The sequence below is a fragment of the Aliirhizobium sp. YIM B11859 genome (assembly GCF_057163345.1).
In genome coordinates, this window is the sequence record NZ_JBXHAY010000008.1 from 216,976 (window position 1) to 235,065 (window position 18,090).

Here is an 18,090-nt window from a genome sequence, read left to right on the forward strand (position 1 = left end):
TCCGCCGCGATCTTAGCGCCATCTGCGAAGATCGGTGGATAGCGAGCACCTTGGCCGCCACCGTCGGATAGATCGTGTTGGGACGGAGCGGGATAATCAGTTTGACCTGAGACCCTGGACTTCCTCCAAATTTTGGTGGAGCCCCCTCCTCTGAGGAGATGGATAACATGAGGCGTTCACGGTTTACTTGCTAGCAACTCCGAAACAGCTCTCGCGGCACCAGCGCTTGTCAATTTTGCAAAGATCATCAGCTGTGCCGAATCGTCAAAAAGGCCCGGGCACAAGGCAATTCCCGACAATTCACGGACACCCCTACTCGAAGGCTTTGCGCCATTCCGCAGCGGAATTTTTCAAGCCTATCTCGGATCCATTGTCCGGTGAATTTCCGAGCTCGCCCGATCTTCCACCCAGCTGCCGTTTTTCCCGTCGCTGCGCGGTTGCACAATCCGATTGTCTGGCCAATGATCAGGCCCTCACCCGGCACGGATGCGGCCGGGCCGTCGCCTGTTACCATCCATTCGCACTGTCAAACACATCGCTTGAAGATACCAAGGAACGGCATGTCACAATTTGATTTCTTCTCCGCTCGGCGCCCGTCGACATTGTCCACAGAAGCCATGATTGCAACGTCCCACCCGCTGTCCACGGCAGCGGGCCTGGAAATCCTGCAGGATGGCTGCAATGCCGTGGATGCCGCGATTGCTGCAGTTGCTGTACAATGCATCGTTGACCCGCTGATGACCGGCATCGGCGGCGACTGCTTCGCGCTCTATGCGCCTGCCGGAGAGAAGGTCAAGGCGCTCAACGGCTCCGGTCGGGCTCCGGCTGCGGCCAGCGTATCTGCCCTTGCCGGGCTTGGCCTCACCGGCGAAATCCCGCAAACGAGCCCGCATGCCATCACCGTTCCGGGCGCGATTTCAGCCTGGTGCCGGCTCCATGCCGACCACGGCACGCTGCCCTTGGAACGGCTTTTCATTCGTGCCATCGGTTATGCCCGTAAAGGCTTTGTCGTCACCCCACGCGTGGCCATGGACTGGGCCGATCAAGCCCAGAGCATTGCCGGCGATAGGCATGCCGCAGCCGTCTTCCTTCCCGACGGCAAGGCACCGTCGGCCGGCGATATCATCAGGCAACCGTTACTGGCCGAACGGCTGGAGGAAATCGCCGCAAGTGGCGCTGCCGGATTCTATGAAGGCGAGACTGCGCGGAAGATGGTTAGCCATCTGAATACGCTCGGCGGTCTGCATACGGTGGAGGATTTTGCCGCCGGCAGGGACGGGGCGAACTGGGTGGAGCCCGTCAGCGCCAGCTATCGCGGTTACGACGTGCACGAATGCCCGCCCAACGGTCAGGGGCTTGCCGCCCTGCTGATCCTGAAGATCATCGAGGGTTTTGACATCGCCTCGATGAGCGAGGCCGACCGCATCCATCTCCACGCGGAAGCCACCAAGATCGCCTATCACCACCGCGATGCGCTGATTGCGGATCCAGACCATTGCCCGGGCGTCGCCGAACAGCTTCTCTCTGACGAAGTGATCGCCACGCTGCGCGCGCGCATCGATATGACAAAGGCGCTTCCACCGGTTCTCTGGGACGAGCCTGAACACAAGGACACAATCTATCTCTGTGTGGTGGATAACCAGGGGAACGCCATTTCCTTCATCAACTCGATCTTCCACGCCTTCGGTTCGACCCGCCTTGACCCGGCAACTGGCGTGCTTTTTCACAGCCGCGGCGCGTCGTTCCGGTTGATCGAAGGCCATCCGAATGCCATCGGCCCGAACAAGCGCCCCATGCACACGATCATTCCCGGCATGGTGACGAAGGACGGAAGGGCGCTGATGCCTTTCGGCGTCATGGGTGGACATTACCAGGCCGCTGGCCACGCCGCTTTTCTCTCCGGCGTCATCGATCACGGTCTCGGCCTACAAGAAGCGATGGACATGCCGCGCAGCTTCGGCTTCGGCGGCGTGCTGGAAATCGAGCCAACGATCGCCCCTGACATCCGCAGCGATCTTGAAGCCCGCGGCCATGTTCTTCAGGTGGCGACCAGCCCGATCGGCGGCAGCCAGGCCATCCGCATAGGCAACGGCATGCTCGAAGGCGGCTCAGACAGCCGCAAGGACGGTATGGCACTGGGTGTATGACGATTGAGCAAAACATAATTAAGGGGTGCGCACTCGATAATTTGACGGCTGCACGAGCATCTGGACGGAGGGCAGCGTCAACTCTCACCAACGTCCAGGCTTGACGCCCACTCTTCTTCACTAGCGGGTCAGTGCCTGAAGCATGGAAATCTCAGCTGCGAGTGGCTGACCCATTGCTGATTTTCGCCGATCACGTCATCGGTAACCTTGCAGAGCTTTGTCCCATCGGCCTTTGAACAAACTTGAACCAGTGACCAAGGCTTGTGGGATTCATCGCGAATTAATAACCCAGATGAGCGGCGGTCGAATTGCAATCGTCTCTACAGGCTGATCGACCATTATTCGCTGCGAGAAGTATTTGCTCCGCCTCCACCTTGGAGGAACGATAGGGAGCGAAGTCACATTGGCGTGACGGCGCCGTTTCATCAATGCTCAGGATCGGTGTGGGATCCCCCATAACGACCGAGGCGGCACTCACGTACTTCGCTGAAACTTGAGCAGATAGCCGGATGCCTGATCGTTACCGACAAGTCCGCCAAGCTACCGGGCTATTTCTGCCGGCTTTTGCTATCGATGAAGGATTCGATGGCACCAACATACTGGTCGGGATCCTGATAGATCGCCATATGGCTGACATCCTTCAAGATGACGAGTTTTGCCCCTGGAATAGTGTCAGCTAAGTAACGTGAATGAGCCGGCAGAATGAACTCGTCATGATCACCAACGACGATTTGGGTTGGAACCTTGATTTTGCGGAGATCATTGGTGCTGTAGTTCGGCTCTGTTTCCCACATCCGTTCTATCGCCGCGCTGAACGTCGCGAAGTCACCGGGCGTCGGTGACAACCGCTCGTATTCCGCTTCATCGCGTTGGCATGGCGCATTCAGTCCCGACATATCCGGGGTGGGATTGAGCCCGGCCGGCGTTGCGTTTGCGGCCTGCGCGAACAGCTTTGTCAGTCGCTCCGGGTGGTTCATTGCAATATCGAAACCAATGATACCTCCATCGCTCCACCCTACGAGCGCCACCTCTGGCACCCGCAGTTGATCGAGCAACCCGACGTAGTCCTCGGCCATGAGGTGATAGGAATAGGCGGCATCCGTGCGGCTGGAACGCCCATGGCCGCGGCTATCGGCGACGATCACCTCATGTGTTTGCGCCAGTTTTGGAACCTCGAAGCCCCAGACGTCGGCACTCCCCATTCCGCCGTGGATGAGAAGGATAGGGCTGCCTTGACCTTTGCCATAGATCGCGAAGTACATGTGAATGCCGTTCACCGAAGCATACCCACTTTCATCCGCGGGCGGCATGGGTGGTGGCGAAGGGCATGTCTGCCATTTTTCTGCAGCGCCCGAACCATAAGCCGATCCAAGGTGCAGAAGGATCGCGAACACTTTATGCAGCAGGCTTCGAAACATTTGGACACCGATCACACGATACAACGCCGGTCTTCCGAGGGCACCGTTTCCGCCCGCGAAGCTACACCTCCCGCGTTTATTCAAAAAGAGCGCCCTGTTGGATAGGCCTACCGGATTTCGTTATCAATACGGTGGTGATTTTGGGCGGCATACGGGCTTGCTTCGGCAGATGGGGCACAAGATTTCAGCTCTGCCTGGCCATCATTGATGGCAGTGCATTGATGGTATTTTTTCGAATGTTTGGCTGTGGGGGACTGAACGGAGGGAGACTTGCAAATTTCTCTGCTCTTGAAAGGAGCTGAACCTACGACCGATTGGATGACCAGCCGAAGCGCTTCAAAGGCCATACTTTCCAGAGAAAGATAAACTTACTCAACCAATGACGCTCAAGATAAGATGATCCATGCATATGGCCCAGCTCAGCTCTTGAAACGCGCAACGTCTTGTATCGGCGGCAAACCGAACATGCGCGCATACTCCCGGCTGAACTGGGACGCGCTTTCATAGCCGACCGAGAAGGCGATTGCGGCAGCGTCACGGCGCTCGAACAGCATCAGTCTGCGCGCCCGCAGCAGGCGCAGCTTCTTCTGATACTGGATCGGTGTCATCCCGGTCATAGCCTTGAAATGGCGATAGAAGACCGGGACGCTCATCCCCGTCATGTCAGCAATCGCCTCCACGCGAAAAACCTCCGCGTAGTGGCCGCGAATCCAGTCGATCGCCCGACGGATCTGGGACATTCTGCTGTCGTGATGGGCAAGCTGCCGAAGCACGTCACCTTGCGGCCCCTGCAAAACCCTGAAGAGGATTTCGCGTTCGATCATCGGCGCGAGCATTGCGATCTCGTCCGGGCGATCCATCAACCGCATCAACCTGCGCCAAGCGTCGGCATGGTCGGGTGTGATGGCGGAGACGAGAAACGCCCACATATCCGAACGTGCCTTGCGATCTTCCTCTCCTATCACGCTCGCGATGACGGAGGGATCAAGCGTCAGGCTCAATGCGAGATAGGGACTGCCCGGTCCATCCGAGCTGATCTGCCCCATGGCAGGCAGGTCGATAGGGACCACAAAATAGGTTGCAGGCCCGAAGCGAAGAACGTGCTCTCCCACGGAAAGGCTTTTCGATCCCTGCAGCACGACATGCAGCATCGCGTCATAGACCTGATCGGAGCAAGCTTCGCTTCTGACCATCGAGACGCGCGGGATGCCCGTCTCCGTCCATGTGTCCCCGGCGCGCATTGCAATGCGGCGCAATTCGTCCATCGGCTGTTCCATGGCAGCCGATATGGCGACACGCCACTCGCCAAGCAAGCGGATGAGAAGAATAGGCAAGGATGAGAGAGAAACGGGCACGCAGATACTCGCCTCAACCACCACGTTTCATAGGTCGGCGAGGCCAAACGGGCTCGAGACCAGAACAATGAGGAATGCAGATGAAACTGAATGGAAAGATCGCCGTCGTGACGGGTGCTTCGAGGGGGATCGGCGCCGGTATTGCCAAGGCGCTCGGCGCGGAAGGCGCGACGGTGATCGTCAACTATGTCAGCAGCAAATTAGGCGCGGATGCCGTCGTCGCGGCAATCGAAGCGGCTGGCGGCAAAGCACTCGCCATCCAGGCGGACATGAGCAGATCGGAGGACATCGCCCGTCTGTTCGAGACGGTGAGGGCCGACCATGGCAAGCTCGACGTCCTCGTCAATAATGCCGGGTTCGCCATTTTCGAAATGGTTGCTGACATGACCGAAGAAGCGTTCCACAAGCAGTTCGATGTCAACGTGCTCGGATACTTCCTGGCCATTCGTGAGGCCCTGAAGGTCTTCGGTGACGGGGGCGGCAGCATTATCAATGTCAGCTCCATCCTGAGCACCGATCCCTATCTCGCCTCCAGCGTCTACGCGGCGACCAAGGGTGTGGTCGACACGATGACGTTCGCCCTTGCTCGCGAACTTGGCCCTCGCAACATCCGGGTGAACTCTATCCTGCCTGGCCATACCAACACGCCGGCGACGGACGGTAACTTCGCGGGCGAGCTTGGCGAGAGACTTCTGGCGGGGACACCGCTCGGCCGCTTCGGCGAGCCCGAAGATATTGCGCCCGTAGCGGTATTCCTGGCATCCGACGACGCCCACTGGGTCACCGGCGAATCCACCCGCGCCGCAGGTGGGGTACGCGGCGTGGGTTACTGACCTTAGGGAATATGGTGGCGGCGGACACCGTGCCCGTCGCCGTTCTCATTTGCCGTATGCCAATAAACTAGATGCCGGAGAGAACTCCGATGTCGCCCGAGCGCCAGACGTTGTCGACGGTATTCCGGGTGATGACCCAAAGGTCGCCGTTCCTCTTGAGCTCGACGTCATAGCGATTCTTCATCAGATAGTGACGCGAGGGATCGCTGCGGGGAACGTGCTGGGCTTCGACGAGAACGTCCATCCGTGCCGTGTCGCCGTCGATCGTCACCCGCGGATTGCTGACGGAATGCGTCGTGTCCAGGGCGGCGAGCGACGTCGTCAGCGCCGAGACGATGACATCCCGGCCCTCGATAACGGGATATTCGAAGCCGGCCTTGGCAGCAGCCGGCCGGAAGTCGGAGACGGCATTCTCCGCCAGCGATGAGGCGAGGAGATTGCTGTCACGAAGATCGATGCCGGCCGTGAAGCGATAGAGGGCCTCGACGACGGCGAGACGGTCCGCGGCGTCACGTGCGAACGATGGCGATAGGGTCATGAACGTGCTCCTTGTCGTGCCGGAGGCGTGCGGAATGCAGACCTTTCCCGGCATCGGCGCGCTGAGCGCCGATGGGTGTGGCTGGATAGGACTGGAAGGTTGGTCTGTTATTCGAGATCGGCGTCGATGCGCTCGATCAGGCAGTTAGGGTTGATCGCGATCTTCAAGATGCCGATCTCGTGTCCGAAATCGCCTGTAAAATCGAGGCGGACGTCCGAATGGAGACCGTCCAGCTCCTCGATGGACAACAGCTTGCTGCTGGTGCTGTAGCCGACGAAGAACCGCTCGAGGTACTGCCGGACACCATCGCGGCCGACAAAGGCGTCGCCGACCGAGACATCGTCGATCACGGCGTCGGCTGCGAACAGAGACAGTGTCCCTTCGACGTCGAAGGCATTGGCGGTCGCGATGAGGGATTCGACGAGCATCTGCATGGTGCTGGGCTCCTCAGACATCGGTTATCGAGGTGTCGGCGATGGTTTGTGCGAAGCCGCTTCCGAACAAAGCCGCAGGCGTCTGGAAGCCGGGACGGAATTCGCCGCCAAGGACACGTCGCCCAGCCTCGGCAGCCGCCATCGCCGTAAAGGTGTAGCCGTTGACCGTATCGAGGATGGAACGGGTGATCGCTCCATCTGCGTCGGTGACTTCGACGGCTGCCTGGTAGCGGTTCGCCAGCCGCTCCTCTTCGCTGGGACCGTCAGGGAGGGCCGATAGATCGCCCTGCGGGAAACCATCGCCGGTGACATGCACGAAGGTCTCGACATCAGGTACGCCCGTGGCCCGCCAGATGGTGATGAGATCAGGCAGCGTCACCGGGAAGCAGTCGACCGCGCCCTTGCCGAAATCGAACTTGTGGATGCCGTCGGCGACAATCGAGACAAGCTCGCCGTCCACCCGCGCCAGGGTTTCGACGGTGACGTTCTCCATGGCGCTGATCGCCGACCCGCGCGAAAGTCCGCCTGCGACATGCAGCGCGATCCTGATCTTGCGAGGGTCTTTCACACGAGCGACCGCATGTCCGGCGAGACTGCCAAGCATGGTGACGCTTCCACCGCCACCCGGCATGAGCATCACGCCCGCGGCCTTCGCCTCGTCGTCGAGCGTGCCGGCCAGACGGTAGCTGTCGAGTTCGGCCGCCGTGTCGAGATAATGGGTGCCGTTGCGGATCGACGCCTTCATCAGCGCATCGGCGGTGCGCATGAATGGTCCTGCGCAGTTCAGCAGAACGGAGACGCCGGCCAGACCAACATCGATCGTCGCCGCATCGTCGAGGCCGAAGACGCGGTATTCGACGCCGAGCTCTACAGAGAGTTTCGCGAGGGTCGCCTCGTTGCGGCCGGCGAGAACGAGAGGCGTGCGGGCCGCCTTCCCATGTTCCGCCGCCATGCGGCCGGTATAGCCGGTCGCGCCATAGATCATCAGTTCTGTCATATCAGTGCTGCCATTCCTTGTAGACGAATTCGAGGCTGTAACCGTCCGGGTCGCGCACCTGAGCGGCGTAGTAGCGGGGGTCGTAGTGGAGCTGCGGTCCCGGCGGATGGATTTTTGAAGCGCCTGCGGCGATAGCCGCGGCATAGGCGGCGTCGACCTGGGAGGTGCCATCGGCGACGAAGCCGATATGAGCGGCACGGCCTTCGACCATGCCCTCGCGCAGCCAGAAGAATACCCGGCCGTTCGCGCCGAACCCCTTCAGGTCTGGATGGCCGGGCGGCCCGTCCTTTCCGTCATAGTCGTGAGCGTGAACAATCGCGAGTGGCGCCAGCGCCGCTTCATAGAACGCGATCGACCGATCGATGTCGCTGACGGAAATGAAGACATGGTCGAGCATACTGCTCTCCTTTGCTCAGATGATGTAGCCGCCTGAAACCTCGATGTTCTGGGCGTTGATCCAGCGGTGCTCGGACGACAGGAGACTGGCGACGACGCTACCAATGTCTTCCGGCTCGCCGACACGGCCGAGTGCGGTCTGGCCTGCAAGCAAGGCCTCGAACTCATCGTTCAGACCGCCGCCGAGTTCGGTGCGGATCGCGCCGGGCGCGATCGAGTTCGCCCGGATGCCGCGCTCGCCGAACTCCTTGGCCATGTATCGGGTCAGGACTTCAAGCCCACCCTTGAAGGCGGCATAGGGCGCAACGCCTGCGGTCGCCACGCGCGTGGTGGCGCTGGTGATGTTGACGATCTGGCCGCCGTCGGCCATCAGCGGCAGCAGGATCTGGGTCAGGAAGAACGGACCCTTGAGATGGACATTGAACAGCCCGTCGAACTGTTCCTCTGTGACCGTCGCGATCGGATTGAACAAGCCGTATCCGGCATTGTTGACGAGATAGTCGAAATCGCTTCGGCCGAAGTCGAACTGCAGTTTCGAGGAAACGGCTTCCCGAAACGCCGGAAACGAGCTGACGTCGCCGACATCGAGCTTCAGGGCAACGGCCTTGCCGCCGTTCCCGGCGATCGTCTTCACGACCTCTTCTGCCTTGCCGGGATTGTTGTTGTAAGTCACGACGACACCCATGCCTTGTTCCGCGCATTCGGTGGCCGTGCTGGCTCCAAGACCCCGGCTTCCCCCGGTAATGATGACGATCTTCATGGTTGCTTCCTCGGCTGTTTGCTGTGACCTGAAGCTAGGCCCACATCGTCTCGCCCGCTCACCCATTCCTCTCCAAAGCTTGCCTATTTCTGCTTCCTGCTTGCGGCACCGATCCCGACCTGTCACGGTTGCCTCTATGGAAAAGCAACTTCAGGAATTGCGCGAACTCGCCTCTTCGGCCGAGAATCGCCGGACAGAAACGGGAATTCCCCGCGTCGCGATGGTCCAAGGGGAAATCCCTGAGCACCGGCTTTCGGCCGTCTACGAACCGATGATCAACCTGATCCTGACCGGGTCGAAAACGATGACCGTCGGCGAGCGCACCTTCGCCTATGATCCGGCGACGTATTTCGTCATGTCTGTTGATCTGCCGGCCGTCGGCTCGGTGCATCCGTCGGCCACAGGCGAACCCTATCTAGCCGTCAGCCTGACGCTCCATCCGCCAACTGTCGCCGCCCTCATCAGCGATCTGCCGGTGCAGGTCTGCAGCAAGCTGTTCGGCTCCGGTTTCTCTGTTGCCCCGGTCAACGAAGAGTTTCTCGACGCCTGGGTAAGGATGCTCCGGCTCATGGACCGGCCGGACGAGATCGCCGTGCTCAGCCCTGCCTACGAGCGGGAAATCCTGTTCCGGGTCCTGCAGGGACCGCTCGGCTGGATGCTCCGCGACATCGCCGCGCCTGATGCGGCGCTCTCTCGGATCGGTGTCGCGATCCAGTGGATACGTGAGAATTTCGCTAAACCACTGAGGGTAGAAGCGCTGGCCGAGATGGCGGCCCTCAGCGTCTCGGCGTTCCATCGTCACTTCAAGGCGGTGACGGCGCTGAGCCCGGTCCAGTATCAGAAGCAGGTGCGACTATTGCATGCCCGGACGCTGCTGATGGCTGGGGAAGGCACTGCGACGTCGGTCGCCTTCGGTGTCGGATATGAAAGCCCGAACCAATTTAGCCGGGAATACGCCCGGCAGTTCGGCTTGCCGCCGTCCAAGGATGTTGGTCGTCTCAAAGGGCATGCCGCCTGACGTCTCAGACCAGATATGCCAGACGGACGAAGATACCAACCGACGTCCATGTCCTGCTATGTCTGCACTGAGCGGCTGACCACCAACTCCACAAAGTCAGCGAATGCGCGTGCCTTGGCACTGGCAAGCCTGCCGGTCGGAAAGACCGCCCAGAGGTCGATTGGCGGCAGATCCCAGTCATTGAGAACTCGCCGCACCGTGCCATCCGCCAGTTCCGGCGCAAACATCCAATCGGAGGCGACTGCCAATCCCATATGCGCCAAGACGGCGGTGCGAATGCCCTCGGCCGCGCTGAACCGCGCCCGGCCGGTGACGGCGACCGAAGCCTCCGTGCCCAGGCGGTTGAAGGTCCAGCTATTGCCGAGCTGTGTGTAGACAACGGCCTGATGGGTGGCGAGATCGGCCGGCACGAGCGGCATGCCGTGTTTCTCCAGATAAGCTGGCGTTGCGATCACCGATCGGCGCCCTGTCGCGAGCTTGCGTGCCACGGCTGAAGAATCGGCGAGTTCGCCCATCCGCAGGGCGACGTCTATGCCTTCCGAGACAAGATCGATGACGCGGTCGTCGAGAATGACGTCCACCTCAAGCTCCGGGTGGCTGTCCATGAACTGCGAGAGGTACGGCAGGATCATGATCCTTGCAAAGGTCGTCGCGGCGCAGATCCGCAGCCGCCCGGACAGGCCGGCGCCGGCGCCCTTGGCTTCAAGTTCCGCCTCGTCGGCCTCCTGGACGGCCGTCCTTGCGCGCTCGAAGAAGCGCAGGCCGGCGTCGGTCGGAGTCAGTCCGTGGGTGGAGCGCAGCAGAAGACGGACCTGAAGCCTGTCTTCCAGCTGCGCGATCGTCTTGGAGATTGCCGGCTGGCCGACGCCGATCTGGCGTGCCGCCGCCGAAAACGATCCGGTTTCCACGACCCGCACAAAGGCGGTCATCGCCTGAAATCTGTCCATGAACTCGATCCATTCTTATTCCTTAATGGAATAAGCGTTATCGCTTACAGCCGGCTGCCGCAACATCCCGGGAATGGTCATAACCTCTCCAACGACAACACAGACAGTCGATGGAGACAGAGATGATCGAAGTTCATGCGTTCGCCACGCCCAACAGCGTCAAGGTTCCGATCGCGCTGGAGGAGATGGGCCTCGCCTACGACCTCAAGCCGGTCAATGTGCGCAAGGGCGAGCAGAAGGCAGAGGCCTTCCTGGCACTCAACCCAAACGGCAAGGTTCCGGTTCTGGTCAATGATGTGGCCGGCCAGCGTCTCATCCTGACGGAAAGCGCTGCCATTCTCGTCCATCTCGCCGAGCAAACCGGCAAGCTGATGCCATCGGATGCGATCGGCCGGGCGCGGGTGTTCGAACAACTGTTTTTCCACGCCTCGGCCTTGAGCCCGTCCTTCGGCAATGCCGGCTTCTTCCGTCGGTCCTCGCCCGAGCCGCAGCCGATCGCGGAAGCTCGTTTCGTCACCGAAGCCGAGCGCATCCTCGTGCTGCTCGACAACAAGCTCGCCGGTCAGGCCTTCGTCGCCGGCAACGAATTCACCATCGCAGACATCGCCCATTTCGGCTGGATGTGGCGCCGCCAGTTTCCCGGCCTGTCGCTCGACGAGCGGCCCAACCTGTCCCGCTGGTACGAGGCAATCGCTGCCCGTCCTGCCGTGCAACGAGCTATCGCCGGGGTCGAGGCCCTGACCGAAGTGCCCGCCTCGGCAGCCTGAGCCCCGAGATCCGACCAATGGGCCTTTTCTCGCGCCTTTCCTTCAACCCCACTCGCAAAACCCGGACACCAAGGAGAACCACCATGTCCAAGTTCGACAGCTACAAGAATTCCTTCGCGAATGCCCACCTGACCCGTTCGCCGAGCGGCGTCCTCGAGGTCGCACTGCATACCGATGGCGGCAAGCTCGTCTTCAACGGTCATACCCATGAGCAGTTCGTCGACCTCTTCCACCGGATCGGCGCCGACACCGACAACCGCGTCGTCATCCTCACCGGTTCGGGCGATGCCTTCATGGACGCGATCAGCCCCGACGGCTTCGATTTCTTCTCGCCCCGCGGTTACGACAAGATCTTTCGCGAAGGCCGCAAGGTCCTGATGAACATCCTCGACATCGAGGTGCCGATGATTACCGCGCTGAACGGGCCGGTCCTGCTGCACTCTGAATATGCGCTCCTGACCGACATCATCCTCGCGACGCCAGAGACCGTCTTCCAGGACAAGCCTCATTTCGATTTCGGCATCGTGCCCGGCGACGGCGTCAACCTGCTCTGGCCGGAAGTGATCGGCAGCATCCGCGGCCGTTACTTCATCCTCACCCGCCAAGTGCTCGATGCCCAGACGGCGAAGGACTGGGGCGTCGTCAACGAGATCGTGCCGGCTGGCAGACTGCTCGCCCGTGCCCATGAGATCGCCGAGGGCATTGCAGCCCTGCCGCCGCTGACCTCGAGCTACACCCGCATCGCGCTGACGCAGAAGCTGCGCCGGATCATCGATCAGGACGGCGGCTATGGTCTCGCTCTCGAAGGCATCAGCGCCGCCGAAGTCGCTCGCTCGATGACCGCCAACGGCTGATCACTGTCCCGCCCATAGCCGGACCTCAGTCCGATCCTGACGCCCGGCACGCCTCAGCTCCCCTTTCCATTCCAATCCAAGGAGAAGACCCATGACACTTGAATCCAAACTCGACGCCTTCAGGGCCGATTTCGAAGCCGGCAAGCCGCCGTACAACGTTCCCTATTCGGTAATCGAAACGATGCACCGCGCCACTGCCGAGCTAATCGCTTCGGGCGCGGCCCAGAAGGCACTGAAGGCCGGCGACCGACTGCCCGAATTCACGCTGTCGGACCCCGACGGCAAGCCGGTCTCGTCGGCTGATCTTCTGTCGCATGGCCCGCTGGTGATCAGCTTTTACCGCGGCGTCTGGTGCCCATATTGCAACATGGAACTGCAAGCCCTGCAGCAAGCGTTGCCGCAGTTCGAGGCGCTGGGTGCGAAGCTCGTCGCGATCTCACCACAGAACCCCGTCAACAGCCGCAAGGCGGTGCGCCAGAACAACCTGACCTTCCCGATCCTGTCGGACCCGCATAACGATATCGCAGCCGCCTTCGGCCTGCGCTTCGAAATGCTGGACTATCTGGTCGAGCTCTACAAGTCGCTGAAGAACGATCTTCCGGCCTTCAACGGCGATCCAAGCTGGACCTTGCCGATGCCCGCCCGCTACGTCGTAGGCCAGGATGGCGTGATCCTCTATGCCGAGGTGAACCCGGATTATACCCGCCGTCCGGAACCGGAAGACATGCTGCCGGCGCTGCGTCGCGCAACAAGCCTCGCCGCCTGATCGACCCCTCACCGAGACACCAGGAGACAAGGCCCTGCTTCCTGCCGAAAGCAGGGTCGAAAGGACATCCAATGAAGAAGAGATTCCTGATTACCGGTAAGGGTATCGGACTGGCGCTCGCAAGCCCTCTCGCGGCCCAGGGCCGAGAGGTGATCGGCATTGGGCTGCATTGGGCGGCATGCCGTCGACGACTTTCCCGGCACGCTACATCTGCTCGACCTCGGCAACCGCGAAGCGCTCGAGAGCGCTTGGCGACATCGTCAACAATGTCAGCCTGGTGCGCGCCGCACCGCTCGGCACTATTGCCGCCGATAAGCTGGAAGAGGTGCTGCGCGTCAACCTGCATCCGGCACTCGTTGCGGCGCAGGCGGCTCTCGTCGGCATGAAGGAACGCGAATGGGGCAGGATCGTCACTATTTCTAGCCTGACGGTGCTCGGCAGCGTCGATCGCACGAGCTATGCGGGCCAAGGCCGGCTCGAACGTTTTACGCGCAGCTGGCGTTGGAACTGGCGCGGAGCGGCATAGCCGTCAATGCGGTGGCTCCTGGCCCAACGGAGACAGAACTGTTCCGGGCCAATAATGCACCCGGCATCGAAGGAGAGGCCCACTATCTCGCGGGCGTCCCAATGCCCGTTTCGGCCGGCCGGAAGAGATCGCGTCGGCGATAGAATTCCTGTTGTCAGATGCCGCCGCATTCATCACCCGGCAAGTGCTCCATGTCGATGGGGGGCGTCGGTCGGCCGGGCCTAGGCACTTCAGAATGAAACTCGGCGAGCGACAGCGCGGCCGTAATGCGTCACCTCCATCTCAGTTCCGACTTCGGTAGTACAACGATGCTCAAAGGCATTGACCGCATCCGAACCGTCGACCCGCAGCCTCGAAACCACGCGAAATCATATACTTATGGACCGCCTGCCCACCTAAATGCATCAGCGAATCCGCAACAAAAAGGGCGGGGTGAGATCGCGCCGACCTTCCTCCGATGAAAGGTTAGCGAAACTGATATCCGTAATGGCCGGCGCGCAGACGGTCGCCATCGCCTAACAGCTTGTTCCGTAAAGTTCCTTGCGCATAAGCAGTCTTGTAAGCTCCTCGCGATTGAAGCTCCGGAATGACGTGCTCTATGAAGGCCTCGTAGCTTTCCGGCACCACGGTTCGTGTCAGGTTGAAGCCATCTGCACCGCTTTCCTCGATCCAGAGGATCAGCTCTTCGGCAACCTGCGCGCCATCGCCAACAATCATGGGATATCGCCCACCGATCGCAAGTTCCTTCAAGAGCTGCCGCTTGCTCCAGCCTTTAAGCTTGGCAAGCTGCATGACGGACTGAATGGCATTGCCTCCGTCATAGCTGATCTGTTCATCAAGCTCGAAGCGGGAAAAATCGAGCCCCGTGCCGGCGGAGAAATGCGCGAGCCCCGCTTCCAGGCTGGCATGATCAATATAGTCGGCCAGCGTCGCTTCCGCCTCGCTGCGGCTCGCGCCAGTGACGACGGTAATGCCGATGAAGATTTTTACGTCGCCCGGCCGACGGCCAGCAGCCACCACCTCGTTGCGCAGGGCCTGCACCGTCCTTGCCGCAGACGCCGGATCCGTCGCATTGATGAAAATGCACTCTGCGTGTCGGGCAGCAAATTTCTTGCCGCGACCTGAACTGCCGGCCTGGAAGAGAAGCGGCGTACGCTGCCGCGACGGCTCAGCCAGGTGATAGCCCTCCGATTTGTAATAGGGGCCGTCATGGGAGATCTTGCGCACGCGCGACGGATCGGAATAGACCCGTGCTGCCTTGTCGATGATCACCGCATCGTCGTCCCAGCTACCTTCCCACAGCTTGTAGAGAACATCGAGATAGTCGTCGGCGCGGTCATAGCGATGGTCGTGGTCGCTCATTCCGTCGTGGCCGAGAGCCCGCGCTGCGCTATCGAGATAGCCGGTGACGATGTTCCAGCCGATCCGCCCCTCGGTTAGATGATCCAGCGTCGATACGCGACGGGCGAAGATATAGGGATGCTCGACGCTGGTATTGACGGTGATGCCGAAGCCGAGATTGCTGGTGACCGATGCCATGCCGGAGACGATCAGCGTCGGATCATTAACCGGCAGCTGTATCGCTTCCTTCAACGTCAGATCCACCGAGGACTGGTAGATATCGTAAACGCCGACGATATCGGCCAGAAATATCCCGTCGAAAAGCCCACGTTCCAGCGTCTTCGCAAGATCGGTCCAGTAGGACAGCGTCTTGTAATCATGCGACCGGTCGCGCGGATGCGTCCACAGGCCATGATTGATGTGGCCGACCGAATTCATGGTGAAGGCGTTGAGAAGTATCTGCTTTTTCTGGGACACGCAGGAGAAGCCTTTTCAGATCGCACCATGGCGCGGCGGCCGTCGGCCGTTCAGATAATATTGGCCGATCGCCTGATATTTCCAACGTACCGGATCATGCAGCGTATGGGTGCGGACATTACGCCAATGACGATCGTAATTATCGTCAGCCATGGTAGACGAGGTGCCGGAGAGTTCAAACAGCTTGTTTGCGGCCAAAAGCCCGGCCTTGGTGGTGATGATCTTCGCCTCGGCCACAGCAATCGAGGCGGCCGCGACATTCGCCTCGTCGGGCGTTTCCATCGCAGCATCCACAAGCCGTGCCGCCCGTTCGACCAGCGCTTCCGCCGCCCGCAAGCTTATGCGCACCTTGCCGATCTCGCTCAGCGTCAGCGGGTCCTCGCCGGCGCTTTCCACCTTGGCATCGATCCAGGCCCGCGCCCGGCTGCGGACGAATTCCAGCGTGTCGCGATAGGCGCCCTGGCCGATGCCGAGATCGATCGCCGCATGAAGGATCTGAGCCAGCGGCCCGATCGAGGTCGGCCGCTCGAAAGACGCCTGAAAGGGCAGAATCCATTCTTGCTCGACCGCAACGCGCTCGAAACGGACCGTGCCGCTGCCCGTTACCCTCTGGCCGAACCCGTCCCAGTCGTCATAGATCGTCACGCCCGGCGCCGTACGTGGCACGAAAACGATAAACAGCCGGTCCGCTCCGTCTTCCTGTCTCGTCACCAGCGTCGGGATCCAGTGGGCGTAGATCGCCCCGGTGCAATAATATTTGGTCCCTTCGACGAACAGCTTGCCGTCTTCTCCGACAAGCCTCGTGCGGCGCTTGAAATCCTTGTGCCCGATTTCCGCCAGCGCATTGCCAAGGCGTTCTCCGGCCAGAACCTTGTCGTAGAAAAAGCGTTTCTGCGGCTCGGAGCCACCGACACGCAGCACTTCCAGCGCATAATAATGGTTCTGCGGGATCTGCGACAGCGAACCATCGGCAGCGCCGATTATCGCCGTGACCTTGGCAAGCGTGCCGGATGAAACGCCCGCGCCGCCGAAGGCCTTGGGCACGCTGATGCCCCAGAGGCCGGTTGCGACGAAGGCGTCGAGTTCCTGCCATGGCAATCGCCTCTCGGCATCGCGCTCGGAGGCCCCTGTCCTCAGCGTCTCGGCAAACTCCGTTGCAATCGCGATCGCCTCCGCATCGGTCCTGATCAGATGCGGCCGGGTGGCCGGGCGTGTGGCGGGAACGGCAATCGGTGCGCTGCTCATGATCTCAGTTCCATTGATGTCTGGTCGGCAGGGCGCCGTTCAGTTCGTAATTGCCGATCAGATGATATTTCCATCGCACCGGATCATGCAGCGTGTGGACACGCGCATTGCGCCAATGCCGATCAAGCCCATGCTTGGCCCGCGTTGCGGATGAGCCCGACAAGTCGAACAGCTTTTCCGTCGCCTCGAGCGCAATCTCGGTCGTCAGGATCTTGGCTGCCGCCACGGCGACCGAGGCAAGCGCACTGCTCTCGATAGTCACCGGTTCGGCAGCGATCCTGTCGATCGTGCGTCCGGCGGAATAGAGCACTTCCTGCGCGGCATGCAGGCTGGCGGCAAGTGCGCCGACCTCATGCAGTATTGTCGGATCGTCGGTCGCGTGCTCAAGCCCGGAATCCACCCAGGGCCGCGCATTGCCCTGCACGAAGGACAGCATGTCCTCGAACGCGGCCCGGGCAATGCCGGCATCGATCGCGGCCTGGATGAGCTGCGACACTGGACCCGCGAGACCCGGCCTTTCGGCAAAAGCATGGACAGGCAGGACCAGAAGCGGATCGATGGGCACCGCATCGAACTGGACGGAGCCGCTTGCCGTGGTGCGCTGGCCGAAGGAATTCCAGTCGTCGATGACTGTAAGGCCGGGACTGTCGAAGGACGCCCAGGCCTGAACCGGCCGGCCTTTATCATCCAGCGCGCGCGTCGGGATGTAATGGGCAAAGATCGAGCCGGTGGAATAGAAGCGCTGGCCGGTCAATGTCAGCCCATCGGTGGTCTGTTCGAGCCGGGTCGTGGTGATGTTCACCGCCTTGGTCTTGCGCTCCGGCCCGGCATTGCCGATCCGGTATCCGGCAAGAATGTCACCATAGATGCGCTCGCGCTGTTCGGGCGTGGCGATATCCTGCACCAGCGCTAGAACGCCAAACTGGTTCTGTGGGATCTGTCCGAGCGCCGGATCGGCCGCGCAAATGATCTCGAAGACTTTCACGAGCGTCTCATAGGAGACGCCTGCGCCGCCATAGGCCTTCGGAATGGTGATCGCGCCGAGCCCGCTTGACGTATAGTCCTCGATCTCCTTCCAAGGGAGGATACGGTCGCGGTCACGGGCCGCTGCTCCCTGCCTGAATTTCGCGGCAAGCGTCCCGGCGATCGCGATCGCATCGGCGTCAGTGGAAATGCGATGGACCGGCGATGGCGGCAAGGGGCCCAACCGGTCTTCCGGCTCGGACCCGACCGGCAGGATAGATCTTTTCGACATGATTTTATCCCTGAAA

Annotated in this window: 21 protein-coding genes; 9 read left to right on the forward strand and 12 right to left on the reverse strand. The window is 61.0% G+C overall.

Going from position 1 to position 18,090, the window contains the following annotated elements; all coding sequences use genetic code 11:
- The first annotated feature begins 253 nt into the window (after positions 1-253).
- Positions 254-574, forward strand: coding sequence for an oligopeptide/dipeptide ABC transporter ATP-binding protein (locus tag AC2GXZ_RS26195; protein WP_483762238.1), 321 nt, complete (start codon positions 254-256; stop codon positions 572-574).
- Complete coding sequence (locus AC2GXZ_RS26200) at positions 561-2,147, forward strand: gamma-glutamyltransferase family protein (protein WP_483762168.1); 1,587 nt, start codon at positions 561-563, stop codon at positions 2,145-2,147. The genes AC2GXZ_RS26195 and AC2GXZ_RS26200 overlap by 14 nt, the downstream gene beginning before the upstream one ends.
- 280 nt (positions 2,148-2,427) lie before the next feature.
- Here the strand turns inward: AC2GXZ_RS26200 and AC2GXZ_RS26205 are convergent, their stop codons facing one another.
- The 3 genes from AC2GXZ_RS26205 to AC2GXZ_RS26215 all read right to left on the reverse strand — a co-directional run bounded on the left by AC2GXZ_RS26205 (position 2,428) and on the right by AC2GXZ_RS26215 (position 4,920).
- A complete protein-coding gene (locus tag AC2GXZ_RS26205) occupies positions 2,428-2,625 on the reverse strand; it encodes a hypothetical protein (RefSeq protein WP_483762169.1) in 198 nt (65 codons plus the stop codon).
- Positions 2,626-2,695: 70 nt separating this feature from the next.
- A complete protein-coding gene (locus tag AC2GXZ_RS26210) occupies positions 2,696-3,580 on the reverse strand; it encodes an alpha/beta fold hydrolase (protein WP_483762239.1) in 885 nt (294 codons plus the stop codon).
- A gap of 404 nt (positions 3,581-3,984) precedes the next feature.
- Positions 3,985-4,920 carry an AraC family transcriptional regulator gene (locus AC2GXZ_RS26215; protein WP_483762170.1) on the reverse strand — a complete coding sequence of 312 codons (936 nt, stop codon included), beginning with the start codon at positions 4,918-4,920 and terminating at the stop codon, positions 3,985-3,987.
- A gap of 80 nt (positions 4,921-5,000) precedes the next feature.
- Between AC2GXZ_RS26215 and AC2GXZ_RS26220 the strand changes: the two genes are divergently transcribed.
- Positions 5,001-5,753 carry an SDR family NAD(P)-dependent oxidoreductase gene (locus AC2GXZ_RS26220; RefSeq protein ID WP_483762171.1) on the forward strand — a complete coding sequence of 251 codons (753 nt, stop codon included), beginning with the start codon at positions 5,001-5,003 and terminating at the stop codon, positions 5,751-5,753.
- A 67-nt stretch (positions 5,754-5,820) separates the two neighbouring features.
- Here the strand turns inward: AC2GXZ_RS26220 and AC2GXZ_RS26225 are convergent, their stop codons facing one another.
- From AC2GXZ_RS26225 to AC2GXZ_RS26245, 5 genes are all read right to left on the reverse strand, one after another.
- Complete coding sequence (locus AC2GXZ_RS26225) at positions 5,821-6,291, reverse strand: nuclear transport factor 2 family protein (protein ID WP_483762172.1); 471 nt, start codon at positions 6,289-6,291, stop codon at positions 5,821-5,823.
- A 107-nt stretch (positions 6,292-6,398) separates the two neighbouring features.
- Positions 6,399-6,725: a nuclear transport factor 2 family protein gene (locus AC2GXZ_RS26230; RefSeq protein ID WP_483762173.1), complete on the reverse strand. Its 327-nt coding sequence runs from the start codon at positions 6,723-6,725 to the stop codon at positions 6,399-6,401.
- A gap of 13 nt (positions 6,726-6,738) precedes the next feature.
- Positions 6,739-7,722, reverse strand: coding sequence for a saccharopine dehydrogenase family protein (locus AC2GXZ_RS26235; RefSeq protein WP_483762174.1), 984 nt, complete (start codon positions 7,720-7,722; stop codon positions 6,739-6,741).
- 1 nt (position 7,723) lies between these two features.
- Positions 7,724-8,119, reverse strand: coding sequence for a VOC family protein (locus tag AC2GXZ_RS26240; RefSeq protein ID WP_483762175.1), 396 nt, complete (start codon positions 8,117-8,119; stop codon positions 7,724-7,726).
- Positions 8,120-8,134: 15 nt separating this feature from the next.
- Positions 8,135-8,878 (reverse strand): SDR family NAD(P)-dependent oxidoreductase, encoded by a 744-nt coding sequence (locus AC2GXZ_RS26245; protein ID WP_483762176.1) that lies wholly within the window; start codon positions 8,876-8,878, stop codon positions 8,135-8,137.
- A gap of 136 nt (positions 8,879-9,014) precedes the next feature.
- Here AC2GXZ_RS26245 and AC2GXZ_RS26250 point away from each other — a divergent pair, with 136 nt between their 5' ends.
- Entirely contained in the window at positions 9,015-9,896 is an 882-nt protein-coding gene (locus AC2GXZ_RS26250) for an AraC family transcriptional regulator (protein WP_483762240.1), read from the forward strand.
- A gap of 56 nt (positions 9,897-9,952) precedes the next feature.
- Here the strand turns inward: AC2GXZ_RS26250 and AC2GXZ_RS26255 are convergent, their stop codons facing one another.
- Complete coding sequence (locus AC2GXZ_RS26255; RefSeq protein WP_483762177.1) at positions 9,953-10,843, reverse strand: LysR family transcriptional regulator; 891 nt, start codon at positions 10,841-10,843, stop codon at positions 9,953-9,955.
- 122 nt (positions 10,844-10,965) lie between these two features.
- On the opposite strand from AC2GXZ_RS26255, the gene AC2GXZ_RS26260 reads away from it, so the two are divergent.
- From AC2GXZ_RS26260 to AC2GXZ_RS26280, 5 genes are all read left to right on the forward strand, one after another.
- A complete protein-coding gene (locus tag AC2GXZ_RS26260) occupies positions 10,966-11,610 on the forward strand; it encodes a glutathione S-transferase family protein (RefSeq protein WP_483762178.1) in 645 nt (214 codons plus the stop codon).
- An 83-nt stretch (positions 11,611-11,693) separates the two neighbouring features.
- Entirely contained in the window at positions 11,694-12,464 is a 771-nt protein-coding gene (locus AC2GXZ_RS26265; RefSeq protein ID WP_483762179.1) for an enoyl-CoA hydratase/isomerase family protein, read from the forward strand.
- A 91-nt stretch (positions 12,465-12,555) separates the two neighbouring features.
- Positions 12,556-13,230: a peroxiredoxin-like family protein gene (locus AC2GXZ_RS26270; protein ID WP_483762180.1), complete on the forward strand. Its 675-nt coding sequence runs from the start codon at positions 12,556-12,558 to the stop codon at positions 13,228-13,230.
- Positions 13,231-13,408: 178 nt separating this feature from the next.
- Positions 13,409-13,756, forward strand: coding sequence for an SDR family NAD(P)-dependent oxidoreductase (locus AC2GXZ_RS26275; RefSeq protein ID WP_483762181.1), 348 nt, complete (start codon positions 13,409-13,411; stop codon positions 13,754-13,756).
- A 139-nt stretch (positions 13,757-13,895) separates the two neighbouring features.
- Positions 13,896-14,057, forward strand: a complete 162-nt coding sequence (locus tag AC2GXZ_RS26280) for a hypothetical protein (RefSeq protein WP_483762241.1) — start codon at positions 13,896-13,898, stop codon at positions 14,055-14,057.
- Between the two features lie 164 nt (positions 14,058-14,221).
- Here the strand turns inward: AC2GXZ_RS26280 and AC2GXZ_RS26285 are convergent, their stop codons facing one another.
- From AC2GXZ_RS26285 to AC2GXZ_RS26295, 3 genes are read right to left on the reverse strand one after another with little or no spacing between them, the layout of a single operon-like run.
- On the reverse strand, positions 14,222-15,574 hold the full coding sequence (locus AC2GXZ_RS26285; RefSeq protein WP_483762182.1) for an LLM class flavin-dependent oxidoreductase: 1,353 nt from the start codon (positions 15,572-15,574) through the stop codon (positions 14,222-14,224).
- A gap of 15 nt (positions 15,575-15,589) precedes the next feature.
- Positions 15,590-16,819 carry an SfnB family sulfur acquisition oxidoreductase gene (locus AC2GXZ_RS26290; protein ID WP_483762183.1) on the reverse strand — a complete coding sequence of 410 codons (1,230 nt, stop codon included), beginning with the start codon at positions 16,817-16,819 and terminating at the stop codon, positions 15,590-15,592.
- 4 nt (positions 16,820-16,823) lie between these two features.
- Entirely contained in the window at positions 16,824-18,074 is a 1,251-nt protein-coding gene (locus AC2GXZ_RS26295; RefSeq protein WP_483762184.1) for an SfnB family sulfur acquisition oxidoreductase, read from the reverse strand.
- Between the last annotated feature and the right edge of the window lie 16 nt (positions 18,075-18,090).